Below are 12,967 nucleotides of genomic sequence, written 5' to 3' on the forward strand. Positions count from 1 at the left end.
CTCACCGGCTCTCTCCTCCCTTCGGATGTCCAAGCATATCCCACACCTGATCTTTGCCCGGTTTGCCCAGCAGCTGGTATTCGCTGCCCTCAATCGCGTCGTCGAACTGACATACGGGCCGGAAAGAACAGAACGTGCAGGCGGTCTCCTGCTGTATACGGTACGGTTTAATCGCGACATCGCCGCCTGTGATGCGGGAGCCGATGTTCAGCATGTTCTCCCGCACGGCGGACAACAAGGTCTCCCACTGGTCAGGCGTTGCCACGGCCGCGCTGCTGTAGAAGCTGCCGTCCGTTTTGACGGCGACGGGCAGGATGGCAGAGTGCCCTTTTTCAAGGAACGAATCCATGAGGGACACCGCTTCGCGGTCTGCCAGGAGCAGGCCTTTCATTTTGTAGCGCTTGAGCAGCTCCTCCGCCGCCTGCTCCGGCGTCATGCCGTTGGCGGACTGCAATACCGGATCATGCACGTGGAAGTACAAGGTTCCCGCAGGCAGGGCCTGCTCGCCCAGCCATTCCTCCGCAAACGTCAGCAGCACGTCCAGATAGGTCAGCATCTGCAGGGATAGGCCGTAATAGACCTCATGCAGCCGCAGATCCTTCTGGCTCGATTTATAATCGATGACTCGAAGCATGATGCCATGCTCGCCTCGAGCCATGTCGACCCGGTCTATGCGCCCGACAATCTCCATCTTGGTCCCGTTCGGCAATTCAAACGCCAGGGGTGGCAGCGGCTTTCCGGGACCGAAATCAAGTTCAAAGCCGATCGGCTCGAATTTGCCGCGCCTCGCCTGCTCTCCCAATATGACCGATGCTCTGCCCACGATGTTTTTAAGCTTTCGCGAAATATAGCCGTACCGCTTGGAGCTGAGCAGGATTTCACCCTGCAGCATGGGTGCGAGCCGATCCACGGTCGCTTCCGCTTCGCGCAGGCATTCCTCGGCGGTCAGGTCTCCCCAGCTTCGATGCTGCGATTGGAATTTGACGGCCATGCTGCTCAAGGCAGCATGGAACAGCTGTCCGATGTCGGGAGCCTGAAGCCTGTACAGCTGCCGCTCTCTCAGCTTCAACCCATGGGAGGCAAAATGGGAGAACGGGCAGGCAACAAAGCGCTCCATCCGGGATACGCTTGTCCGCAGCTTCGTTCCGTACAACTGTCTGCTGGTTTCCAGCTTGAGAGGCCGGGCTTCATTCCGGTAAGACAAGGAGGAGAGCATGGTCGTAAGGCGGGGCCGCAAACCCGGCTGCTCCGCATACCAGTTGTAAACATGCCACCACAAATCCGGGATCTCCTCCCCATTCCTCCAGTCGCGAAGCCGGCCCGCTAAATAAGCAAGCGTCTTGTCTGGACGGACCGCATAACCCTCCTGCTCAAGGGCCGATTGCCCGGCATGCGGCCTTGGAAACAAAGGCTCCTCTTCCAGCTGGAACATCAGCTTCAGATGCCGCACCACCTCGGATGGCAGTAACGGCTTGCCTTCATCATCCGCTGCAGGGTAGCTGACCCACAGCTGTTTGCTGGCCGAAGTCAGCGCATTATAGATCAGAAACCGTTCATCCAGCAGTCTTCGGGATATGCTCGGGGCAAGCTCCAGCCCGCGGTCTTCAAGATGAACCCGTTCCGGCTCCGTCAGGATGCCGTCATCCTGGAACTGGGCCGGGAGCACGCCGTCGTTAATGCCGAGAAGGAAAGCATATTTCACCCCGCCCGTCCGCGTCCGGTCCATGCTGCCGATGAGCACCTGGTCCAGAGACGGAGGCACAAGAGCCATTTTCATTTCCGTAAGTCCCGTACCCAGCACGCCGGTAAACAATTCGGTGCTTAGCTTCTCCGCGCCCATCATCTCGACGATTTGGTCGAGCAAGCCGAGCACGGCACCCCATACCTGGCGGTGTTCCCGGGCTTCCTCAGGACGCCCGGCATCCAGTGCGGCCCGGCTTAACAGCTCCAGCTTCTCGGGCACAGCGCACTCCTCCAGCAGCCGATAGACCGCGGTGCTCTGATCCATCGCGCTCGCAGCCTTTTTCATCCGCTTCTCGAACGCATGCAGCGGTTCCGTTATCACCTTCCTGGCGTACTCGATCGCCGCCATGCCGTCCTGATTGCGGATCTCGCTTTCCCCCTCTTCTAAAGAAAGGCTTGGAACTCCCTTCCAGGGACGGCCGTCCGTCCAGCGCGTGCCCTGGATTCCGGAGGCCAGCGCATGGTTCTCCAGACGGTCCATGTCCTCACGGGTAAGCGAACCGTCCAGCGGCAGCAGCAGATCCGTCTTCACGCAGCGGAATACGTCCTCATAACGCCACCGGCGACCGATGACATCAAGCGCAGAGCGAATGAACTCGACCAGCGGATGGTGAAGCTCGCTCCGCTTCTGATCGAGAAAATAAGGAACGCCGTATTCCCTGAACAAAGGACCCATCAGATGCTCATAGTCCCCCATATTCCGGACAAAAACAGCCATTTCGCGGTATCTTGCCCCTTCCTCCTGTGCCAGCCGCAGCATTTCGCGCAGAGCTCCTTCGATTTCGGCCCGGCGATGGCTGGCAGCGTGTAAAAGCAGACCTTTCCTCCCGCGGTTTGGACTGCTCGCTGTGTCCGGGCCATCATCCGGTTCCGCCCAGCGTCTCTTCCGATCATAACCGCGCTCAAGATGGGCAAGCATGGGAGATTCCTGAAACCGCGGCAGAACATCGGGATGAAGAATGCGGTGCTCCGCCTCCAGCCCGATCTCATCGATAATCCCTTTGAGCTTTATGTACGTCACCGCAGTAGGATGAAAGAGATCCAGCTCATGCGGAACCGTCCCGTTCCTGTAAGGCTTGTCCAGCGTCAGCGCGATCGTCACTCGCTTGGCGTTTGCGATGATCTCCCGCAGCACCCGGTACTCCTGCGGCGTAAAGCCGTGGAAGCCGTCGATCCAGATGTCGGCACGCTTGATATATTCCGATTCGGCCACACCATCGGCCAATGAGGCCAGCGTGTCTTCCTCATCCATGTAAAACCGTGAAATTTCAAGCTCGAAATCGCGAAAGACCGTTACGATGTCCTCCAGCTTCCGCCGCAGCATCGGTGAATTCCCGGAGCCCGATACCATCTGTCCCAGCTGCTCCTCCACGCATGAGGCGTCAATGCAATAGCGCTTCATTTCCGTGTACAGCTCGCTCAGCTTGCCGACAAAGCCATGCTGCTCTCCCGAGGCGCCGAACATGTGGAGCTCTTCCTTGCGCCTCCGCAGAATTTTATACAGCAGCATCCGCTTGCCTTCCTCGCTGATCGCCACTTTAGCGGCTCCGCCGGTTTCCTGCATGACGCGGTAAGCCAGACGGCGGAAGCTTAGCACCTGCGCGCGCATCATGCCGCGAATGCCTCCCGCATTGACGAGCGCGTGCTCCGCTTCATAGGACCCTTGCTCCGGAACGATCAGGATCATCGGATCCCCCTTGGGATTATGCTCCAACCGTTCGATCATCTCTTGGCGGATCGACGTGCTCTTGCCGCTGCCCGACCTGCCGATAACAAATTGAACGCCCATGCTATGCCTCCTTTACATCTTGCCGAAAGAGACTCATTCACCTTCAAAACCAGCTGCTGATCCGGTGAAATCATGCCCTTTGAATCTAGTAGTTCAAGATCAAAAATGTATGTCAAATCTTGCGTGATGGTTCGACTCTATCAAAAAAGATGCTGATTACTAGTATAACATAAGTCCTGATTGGTGGAACATACGTTTGGATTTCATTCCCATTCCCAACGATTTCGGACATATGAAAAAGGACCCTGCCATCGTGGTTATCCACCATAGCAAGATCCTTTACATGAACCGCCAAACTGGGGTGTCTACAGTTTTGATTTGCTGCGCACTTCAAAGACGGCGAATTTCAAATAATGTCCCTCGTCGACCCCAAGAATTTGCGGATGGTCCTTGCCGGCCGCACGCCATTCCACCAATCTCAGAATTTTGCCGGCATCCTTCGCCGCATCCTGGATCGTCTCCAGGAACAAATCCGGCCGCATATGGTACGAGCAGCTTGCCGTAACCAGATATCCGCCCTCGTTGACCAGCTTCATGCCGTGGAGGTTGATGTCCTTGTACCCGCGGCAAGCCCCCTTGACGGCCGACCTGGTTTTGGCAAACGCCGGCGGGTCCAGAATGACCACGTCCCAGGATCGCCCCCCGCCCGCGGTCAACGGTTTCGAGGTATCCACTTTCTGATCCCCTTGGGCGCGCAGCTCGCGCTCTTCCAAACCCTTTACCTGGCTGCGCAAATATTGGAAGGCGTCATCCACCACAAATTCCACGCGATCCTGGAATCCGTTCAATTCCACGTTCTCTTTGGCACTTTCGATGGCATGCTCCGATATGTCGAGGCAGGTGACTTTCTTGGCGCCGTACTTGCATGCATGCAGCGTGAAGCTGCCCGTATGCGAAAAGCATTCCAACACCGTTGCGCCGTCCCAATACGGGAACGTAACTTCTTTTCCGCTTTTGTTCACCGGCAGGGGCTTCGTCTCACCTTCCCGCTCCACGGCCTGTAGCGTAATCCCGCTCCGGCTTCCCCAACCGGTCATTAACGGTTTGATGGATGCCCGGTTCTCCCGCTGATCAAAGAAATATCCGGTCTTCTGGCCCTCTTCGATATCCACTTTGATCTTCAAGCCGTTCTCCGTCACGACGACGTGGCGGGGACACTCCCCGTAAAGAGTTCCCTTGCGCTGTTCCAGCCCTTCCAGTTCCCGGATGGAAACGTCGCTGCGCTCGTAAATTCCTTTCGGCTGTACCACTTCGACAAGCGCGTCCACGATGTCCGCACGGCATCGGTCCATGCCCAGCGTCAGTAGCTGCACGACCAGCACGTCGGCAAAACGGTCCACGATCAGCCCCGGCAGGAAATCAGCCTCGCCGTATACCAGCCGGTAAGCATTCTCGTCTCCGATAAACCGCTCCCGGTGTTTCAGGCATTCCTGGAATCTGGCTGCGAAAAAAGCCTTGTCCATCGCCTCGACCGGTTCATACGAAACGGTGCGCACGGTGATTTGTGATTGCGGATTGTAATACCCGGAGGCAAGAAAACGGCCTTGGTGATTGAACACCGATACGATATCGCCCGGCTCGGGCTCGCCCTCGACAGAAGCAATCTCGCTTTTATACACCCAAGGGTGCCCCTGCTCCAGTCTCTTTTTTCGACTGCGCTCCAAAATAACCGATGGCACTGTATTTCACTCCTTAAAGTTATCCCCTGGTTTATTGCAATAGGCATGCATGTCCGCCAAGGGTCATATACGTAATTAAGAAAAACGTCGACCGACGTGCTTTCACAGTTACCCGACCGCGTGAAGAGATCGTTTTCTTGCGATGACCGATGACTTTCGGCTTTGCTGGAAACTGCGCTCCCACCTTATTTTACAAAAAGGAGAACATCATGCTATCCACGCTCTGGTTTCCCGTCTGTTATGGTCTTGTCCTGTTCCTGTTCGGCATGAAGGTCATGGAGGTCGCCCTCCAGCGCTGGGCCGGACCGCTCTTGCATAAGTGGCTCCACAAAGCGACATCCACGCCCCTGAAAGGCATGGTTGCCAGCACGGCGGTCACGGCCCTGCTGCAGAGCAGCACCGCCGTAACCGTGCTGGCGATAGGCTTTGCCAATGCCGGATTGTTAAGCCTGTCCGGTACCTTGGGCGTTATTCTCGGCACGAACATCGGCACGACGGTAACCACCGAACTCATCAGCCTGCAGATCGGACAAGCCGCCATGCCTCTGCTTGTCCTCTCGCTGATGCTGTGGGTCGGAGCCGTTCTTGTCAGCGAGCGCGTACCTGCGAGTCACGACAAGTTAAAAAACCAATTGATCAGCAGCCAATTTTTATGCCTTGCTGTCGCCGGATTTTCGCTGGTGCTGCTCGCGATACAAATCATGCAATCCATTGGGCCGACCCTTCAAAGCCTCGGGTTGTTCCAATGGTTCCTTGACCACGCCTCGCAAAGCGTCCTCTGGGGCATTGCAGCCGGTGCGATCCTGACGGCTTTGATGCACAGCAGCGCCGCCGTCATCGCCATGGCTATGGGGCTCGCCGCCAGCGGAGCGCTGCCTCCCGAGATCGGCGTCGCGATCGTCCTGGGCTCCAATGTCGGTACCTGCGTGACGGCGCTCATCGCGGCGATTGGCAGCAGCCGCGCCGGACGATTCGTGGCTTGGTCCCATTTGGGGCTTAATATCGGCGGAGTCCTGCTCTTCATTCCGTTCACAGCGGGATTAACCGCCGTATCCGGATGGTTAGCCGCAGATCCGGCCGGACAAATCGCCCATGCGCAAACCCTGTTTAACATCGCATGCTCGCTGATCGCGCTTCCTCTATGCTATCTGCCACTCTGGAACAAGCGGTTGCCGTCCTAAAATTTCATATCTTCATCCGCCGGAATAGCGACTTCAAGCAGCATCAGCGCTTTACGCAGGATGATATCGTTGTTATTGTACCCGTTGCTACGCTGCTTCCTCCATGCGGCAAGAGGCTCGAACCAGTCCACCCCGTTGATTTCCTCGATTTGGGGTTTTAGGATGCCTCCTTCCGCCTTAACGAGGTAGTAGTGAACTTCCTTGTCGACCAGGCCGAATTCGGGATGATGGTATTTATATGCAATAATGTCCACTGGAGAAGTGATGGATCCGACTATACCTGTCTCCTCGCGTATTTCTCGGAGAGCCGTCTGCTCGACGGTTTCACCGGCTTCCATCTTGCCTTTGGGAAGCGAGGTTTTTCCATAACGGTCCAAGATGAGCTGGATCTGAAGCGCCCCTTCATGATAACGGTATACAACGCCGCCCGCGGAAATTTGTGTATATGCCATGTCCTGTTCCTCCTTCATGTACAACAAGGACTCCACTTCCGGTAGCCAGGAAATGAAATCCTTGTCTGGTATGGCCGCTATGGAATATTACTGGGCAGCTGCCTTTAATCCATGATCCATGACGCTGAGGAGTTCGCCCTCGCATTCATTTACACCGGCTTTGGTTACTTTTACGCGGCACAGCTTGCCTTCGAGATCAGGCGATCCGTTGAATACAAGCTGCAGGTAGTTGTCGCTGTACCCCTGCATCTTTCCGCCATTAGGGGCTCCCTTGTATTCGCGCTCCGGTATCACGTTCAGAATCTGGCCCACGAAACGCTCGGCATAAGCCAGCTGAAGCTGCTCCGACAAGTCGATCAGATCGTGCACCCGCGCATTCTTCACTTCCTCGTCCACCTGATCCTCCATTCGTGCCGCCGGCGTGCCGGTACGCTTCGAATACGGGAATACATGCATTTCCGAGAATTGAATCGCCTTCATCAGGTCATATCCGTTCCGGAACATCTCATCCGTTTCGCCAGGGAAGCCGACGATGACGTCCGTCGTAATGCCCACATCCGGCATCGCTTGACGAATCAGGCCCATCTTGTTATAGAATTCTTCCGTCGTATATTTACGGCGCATCCGTTTCAGTACCGTATCATCCCCCGCTTGGAGCGGAATGTGAAGATGGCGGCACATTTTACTGGAGCGGTTCAGCACGTCCAGCATCTTCTCATCGATCTGGCTTGCTTCAATGGAGCTGATGCGGATCCGTTCCAAACCGTCAACCCGGTCAAGGTCCCACAGCAAATCGGACAATCTGTAATCCTCGAGATCATCCCCATATCCGCCGGTGTGGATACCGGTCAGCACGATTTCCTTATAACCCGCTCCGACCAGCTGATGCGCCTGCTTGATGATGCTCTTCGGATCACGGCTTCGCGACAAACCGCGGGACCAAGGGATGATGCAGAACGTGCAGAAGTTGTTGCATCCGTCCTGAATTTTCAGAAATGCGCGAGTACGTTCCGCGAAATCCGGTACGTCCATTTCCTCGAATACCCGGGTCTTCATGATATTGCGCACGGCGTTAATCGGCTGGCGCGTCTTTTCGATGTCATGGATGAAATCCATGATTTTCTCGCGATCCTGGTTCCCGATGACGAGATCCACGCCCGGGATATCCAGAATTTCCGCCGGCGAGGTTTGGGCATAACAGCCCGTTACGGCCACGATCGCCTCGGGATTTCGGCGAACCGCGCGCCGGATCATCTGGCGGCTCTTCTTATCCCCTGTGTTGGTAACGTGGCAGGTGTTAATCAAATAAACATCAGCGGTTTGTTCGAAGTCCACCTGGTCGTAGCCTTCATTCTTGAAGTATTGCCAGATGGCCTCGGTATCGTAAAAATTGACTTTGCAACCCAACGTATAAAACGCTACGGATGGCATGTTCAAACGCCCCCCATTTCTCCAGATTCGTATAGTGCGCAGGCCAGCGCCGTCATGCCGGCGGTCTCGCAGCGAAGGATCCGCCTTCCGAGTCCAACGGCTACGGCTCCCGCAGCTTCGGCCGCTCGGCATTCCTCTTCCGTAAAGCCGCCCTCGGGTCCAACGACCAGCAGCAAGCTGGCAGGCTTGGCCGATTCACGCAGCGCCTGCTCTGCAAAAGGCTTCAGCACGTCCCTCAGCTGGGAACCCTGCTCTTTTTCATAACAAAAATATACGGCATCATAGCCGGAAAACGCTGCAAGCAGATTTTTCCACGTCAGAGGCTGTTCAACAGACGGAATCCGGTTGCGATGCGCCTGTTCAGCCGCCTCCTTCGCGATTTTGCGCCAGCGCTCCAGCCGCTTCCCTTCCTTTTTGGCATCGTACTGAACGATCGTTCTTTCCGACAGGAAGGGAACAAAGGACACCGCGCCGATCTCGGTGCACTTTTGGATGACGGTCTCCATCTTGTCGCCTTTCGGCAAACTCTGAGCAATGCTCACTTGCAGACGCGGTTCCTGCGACATCTCCATGGGTTCAATCACAACGGCAAACACGCTGCCTGCATCGATGCGCTCAATCTCCATCAAGGCCTCGCGGGATACCCCGTCGCTCACGATCAATTTATCGCCAAGCCTGCCTCGCATGACCTTGGCAATATGACGGGCATCGTCGCCCGTAATCTCAACACGGTCTCCCTCGAATTGCGCGGGAGTCACAAAATATCGCTGCATCTCTATCCTCACCTAACTCAAAAATCGCCAAACCCCATCATACAACTTTTCGCGCAAACTGACCAGAGTAAATCAGAGCCGGTAACCGCCGGTCATCATAATGAACATGTCCAAAAATTTGGAAGACAGTGCATGTGCCGCATCGTACAGGGGTTTGATCGTATAATCCTGGAACACAGGCAACAGTATGATCAACAGGAAGAAAAGGATCGACCATTGCTCAAACTTCTGAATCCTCGCGCTAAGACGCGGCGGCAGCGCATTCTCCAGAATCCGGTAGCCGTCCAGCGGAGGCAATGGAACCAGATTGAACAGGCATAGAAAGAAATTGAGCAATATAAAGATATTAAAGAACAAATGCACCGCTTGATCCGTCTTGGTTAATCCGACAGGAGGAATCATCCCTGTTTGATACAAAACGGCATAAATGAGAGCCCCCAGTATTCCCAAGAGAAGGTTGCTCAGCGGACCGACCGCAGCCACGATGATGCTCATGCGGCGCGGGTTGCTGAAGTTCTCCCGATTGACCGGCACCGGCCGTGCCCAGCCGAAACCTGCAATCAGCAGGAGAAGAATTCCCAGAAAATCGAAATGCACCGCCGGATTCAGCGTGACCCTGCCCAGCAGCTTGGCCGTCGGGTCTCCGAATTTATTGGCAAAATAGGCATGCGAGAACTCATGCACGGTAAATGCGATGATCAAAGCAATCAGGTAAAAAGGAAGCTGCTCCAACGGGTAAAATAGCAGTTGGTCCAAAAAATCCATAATCAGTTCTTCCTCGCCACGAATGCAACCCAATCATCCTCGCGGCAAATATCCGCAATTTCGAAACCGGAAGCAATCAAAGCCTTCTCCACGATCTCTTCCTTGTTCTTGTAAATGCCCGAAGCGATATAAGCGCCTCCCGGCTGAAGAGCCTGGTATACGTCGTCCACGAACAGCAGAATAACCTCGGCCAAAATGTTTGCCACCACGATTTGTACCGGCAGCGTCACGCCCAGATCCGAGTCATCGGACGAATCCGTGAGTACGGAGAGCAGATCGCTTTCCTTCACCGTAATCCGGTCTTCCAGGCCGTTCAGGCGGGTGTTCTCCGTCGCGCTGGATACCGCGACCGGATCCAGGTCGAGAGCCAAAATTCGTGAAGCGCCCAGATGCGCTGCGCCGATGGAGAGGATGCCTGAGCCTGTCCCGACATCGATGACTTCCTCTCCGCCCTTGATCACCATCTCCAATGTACGCAAGCATAACGAAGTCGTCGGATGCGTTCCTGTGCCGAAGGCCATGCCCGGGTCCAGCTCGATGATGGACTCGTGCTCTGATTCCGGGGTGTACTCTTCCCACGTCGGTTTGATGGTCAGCCTGTCGGAGACGCGGATCGGTTTGAAATACTGCTTCCAGGCCGTAGCCCAATCATTCTCGTCCACCGTCTTCATCTCATACCGCACTTCGCCCGTTTCGATACCGAATTCCTTCAGCTCATTGACGCGCGGCGTTATTTCATCGCGGATCGCTTCCAGCGTCACCGTCTCGTCGAAGTAACCTTTGATGACGGCCTGGCCTTCAGGAATATCGTTAAACGGAACGATCTCGTCAAACCACTGTCCCAGAGAGGTGTCCCGCTTTTTGTTCGTAGTACCGGACTCCTCGATCGAAACGCCTCCGGCTCCCGCTTCATGCAGGAAATTCGTAATCATCTCCACGGCTTCCTCCGTGGTATGTATCGTTAATTCACGCCATAACATGTGCAATTGTTCCTCCTCTTTCATACGTAAGTATCATTGTACTATATTGAGGACCCCGGATACAAAGTTTGCACTAAAATACCATGATAACTTTTCAAAGTCATTCATCAAATTCAAAAAAGCCCTGCTGCAACCTCCATTAAAAGAAGGCAGGCGGGCTTTTCCACATTCCACATCGGTAGCGATTAATCTACATTTTTGCTGGTTTCATCCAAAATTTTCTTCAATTGGCGTTCATCCGCTGCCTCGCTTCGGCGCAGCGCTTCCACATCATCGTGATCGGCTTCCATAGCCGAAAACTCAACATCCTCCGCCTTGGCGGACTGCAGCGCAATCATCTTCTCGGTTTTGCTCGAGATCTTCCCTTTTTTTACGCGTCTCATCATGGGTGTCATTCTCCTTTCCGATATCAACACTCAGAGCGGTGCCTGGAACCTTAAATCATGCCGCCGGATTCTTCGATTAACCGCATGGCTTGCGGGAAGACGCTTTCGTCCAGTACAACCGTCAGCAAAATATCCCGGCCTTCGGTTCCATCTTCACCGCCGGTGCTCATCCCGCTGGCCGCTGGGTCCGCAGCTCCGAGAATTCCGGCTCCCGGCCCCGAAATATCCGCATTTAAGGTCATCGTTGTTAAGCTTGCGATGTTGCCTGTCAACGGATTCATCGGATTGTTGAGCTCCCCGCCGGGATCGGCGCTAAACCGGTCGATGGACATATCGGCAACGCGCAGCGACTGCAATTTGCGGGCGGCATGCCGGGCTTCTTCCGGACTTTTGAAATAGGCCAAAATGTTTTTCTCTGCCACTTCATTCACCTGCATTTCCTATTCAAGATTGCATCTTCCGAGATGGAACTATCCTAGGTTGCTTCATTGTCAAACCTTTTATTCTTGAGCGATACGAACCTGTAAAGCAGCGGGATATCCCTGCTGCTTCTTCTGCCACAAACCAAAAAGCAGCAGGCCAAAGGTAGGGAAACCTTTAGAGCCTGCTGCTTTTTGCTATTTTGCTATGCTATGAGGGAATTACCCCTATCGTGGATTAATCACCGCGGAAAGCTTTTTTTACACGGTCAAAAAAGGACTGTTCCTGTTCATGGGTCTGTTCGCCATCAAGCGAAGCGAATTGACGAAGCAGCTCTTTCTGTTCATCGCTGAGCTTGCTAGGCGTAATGACCACAACCTTGACATGCTGGTCACCCTGTCCCATACCGCGCAGCCGTGGCACCCCTTTGCCTTTCAAGCGGAAGAAAGTTCCCGTCTGCGTGCCGGCCGGTATCTTCAGCTTCACTTTCTCGGTTAGCGTCGGAATCTCGATCTCGTCGCCAAGCGCGGCTTGGGCAAAGGTAAGCGGCACTTCGCAATAAATGTCGTCCCCTTCGCGTTCAAAGAAGTCATGCGGCTTCACGCGGATTACGATATACAGGTCGCCGGCCGGACCGCCGCGGAATCCGCCTTCGCCTTCGCCCGTCATGCGCAGCTGAGCTCCGTCATCCACGCCTGCAGGTACACGAACGTGAATCTTGCGCTGTTTCTTCACCTTGCCGTTGCCGTTACAAGTCGAGCAGCGGTCTTTGATGATCTTCCCTGTTCCGTTACAGTTCGAGCAGGCGCGGCGGTTCACCATACGTCCAAACGGCGTATTTTGCACGACCTCCTGCTGCCCGCTTCCGTTACACACCGAGCAGGTATGCGGCTGCGTGCCCGGCTTCGCTCCCGAGCCGTGACATGTATCGCATGTCTCCGTTCTCGGAATGGTAATGTCCGTTTCCTTTCCGAATACGGCTTCCTTGAATTCAACCGTCATCGTGTATTGCAGATCGTTCCCCCGCTGAGGCGCGTTCGGATCACGGCGTCCATTGCCGCCAAAGAACATATCGAATATATCTCCAAAACCGCCGAAATCACCGGAGAAACCGCCTCCGCCCATGCCTTGGTTCGGATCTATATGACCGTACTGGTCATAACGCGCACGCTTCTGACCATCGCTCAATACATCGTAAGCCTCTTTCACTTCCTTGAATTTGGCTTCCGCGTCCGCCGCTTTGTTCACGTCCGGATGATACTGGCGGGCCATTTTGCGGTACGCCTTCTTGATCTCATCGTCCGATGCATCCTTGCCGACACCGAGCACCTCATAATAATCACGCTTATCAGCCACGGTTTCACCCCA

General features: G+C 55.0%; 11 protein-coding genes. 1 reads left to right on the forward strand and 10 read right to left on the reverse strand.

The features are described 5' to 3' along the window. Position 1: 1 nt before the first annotated feature. Together addB and JNUCC32_RS16625 are read right to left on the reverse strand one after the other, a co-directional pair. Positions 2-3,532 carry a helicase-exonuclease AddAB subunit AddB gene (gene addB / locus JNUCC32_RS16620; protein WP_192569238.1) on the reverse strand — a complete coding sequence of 1,177 codons (3,531 nt, stop codon included), beginning with the start codon at positions 3,530-3,532 and terminating at the stop codon, positions 2-4. Positions 3,533-3,837: 305 nt separating this feature from the next. Further along, on the reverse strand, positions 3,838-5,211 hold the full coding sequence (locus JNUCC32_RS16625; protein ID WP_192569239.1) for a class I SAM-dependent rRNA methyltransferase: 1,374 nt from the start codon (positions 5,209-5,211) through the stop codon (positions 3,838-3,840). Positions 5,212-5,420: 209 nt separating this feature from the next. Between JNUCC32_RS16625 and JNUCC32_RS16630 the strand changes: the two genes are divergently transcribed. Further along, complete coding sequence (locus JNUCC32_RS16630) at positions 5,421-6,392, forward strand: Na/Pi cotransporter family protein (RefSeq protein ID WP_192569240.1); 972 nt, start codon at positions 5,421-5,423, stop codon at positions 6,390-6,392. Here JNUCC32_RS16630 and JNUCC32_RS16635 read toward each other — a convergent pair. From JNUCC32_RS16635 to dnaJ, 8 genes are all read right to left on the reverse strand, one after another. Beyond that, on the reverse strand, positions 6,389-6,844 hold the full coding sequence (locus JNUCC32_RS16635) for an NUDIX hydrolase (RefSeq protein WP_192569241.1): 456 nt from the start codon (positions 6,842-6,844) through the stop codon (positions 6,389-6,391). The two genes, JNUCC32_RS16630 and JNUCC32_RS16635, sit on opposite strands and share 4 nt — an antisense overlap. 87 nt (positions 6,845-6,931) lie before the next feature. Further along, entirely contained in the window at positions 6,932-8,275 is a 1,344-nt protein-coding gene (mtaB, locus tag JNUCC32_RS16640) for a tRNA (N(6)-L-threonylcarbamoyladenosine(37)-C(2))-methylthiotransferase MtaB (protein ID WP_192569242.1), read from the reverse strand. Positions 8,276-8,277: 2 nt separating this feature from the next. After that, positions 8,278-9,048, reverse strand: coding sequence for an RsmE family RNA methyltransferase (locus JNUCC32_RS16645; RefSeq protein ID WP_009590785.1), 771 nt, complete (start codon positions 9,046-9,048; stop codon positions 8,278-8,280). A 72-nt stretch (positions 9,049-9,120) separates the two neighbouring features. Then, positions 9,121-9,813 carry a site-2 protease family protein gene (locus tag JNUCC32_RS16650; RefSeq protein ID WP_119849328.1) on the reverse strand — a complete coding sequence of 231 codons (693 nt, stop codon included), beginning with the start codon at positions 9,811-9,813 and terminating at the stop codon, positions 9,121-9,123. A gap of 2 nt (positions 9,814-9,815) precedes the next feature. Next, positions 9,816-10,793 (reverse strand): 50S ribosomal protein L11 methyltransferase, encoded by a 978-nt coding sequence (prmA, locus tag JNUCC32_RS16655; protein ID WP_009590801.1) that lies wholly within the window; start codon positions 10,791-10,793, stop codon positions 9,816-9,818. Between the two features lie 185 nt (positions 10,794-10,978). Further along, positions 10,979-11,179 (reverse strand): YfhD family protein, encoded by a 201-nt coding sequence (locus JNUCC32_RS16660; protein ID WP_009590798.1) that lies wholly within the window; start codon positions 11,177-11,179, stop codon positions 10,979-10,981. 50 nt (positions 11,180-11,229) lie between these two features. Continuing rightward, positions 11,230-11,601, reverse strand: coding sequence for a hypothetical protein (locus JNUCC32_RS16665; protein WP_176502366.1), 372 nt, complete (start codon positions 11,599-11,601; stop codon positions 11,230-11,232). Positions 11,602-11,836: 235 nt separating this feature from the next. Next, positions 11,837-12,955 carry a molecular chaperone DnaJ gene (gene dnaJ, locus JNUCC32_RS16670; RefSeq protein ID WP_009590783.1) on the reverse strand — a complete coding sequence of 373 codons (1,119 nt, stop codon included), beginning with the start codon at positions 12,953-12,955 and terminating at the stop codon, positions 11,837-11,839. Positions 12,956-12,967: the final 12 nt, after the last annotated feature.

It is taken from the genome of Paenibacillus sp. JNUCC32, from assembly GCF_014863545.1.
In the GTDB taxonomy this organism is placed as follows: Bacteria; Bacillota; Bacilli; order Paenibacillales; family Paenibacillaceae; genus Paenibacillus_AQ; species Paenibacillus_AQ lautus_A.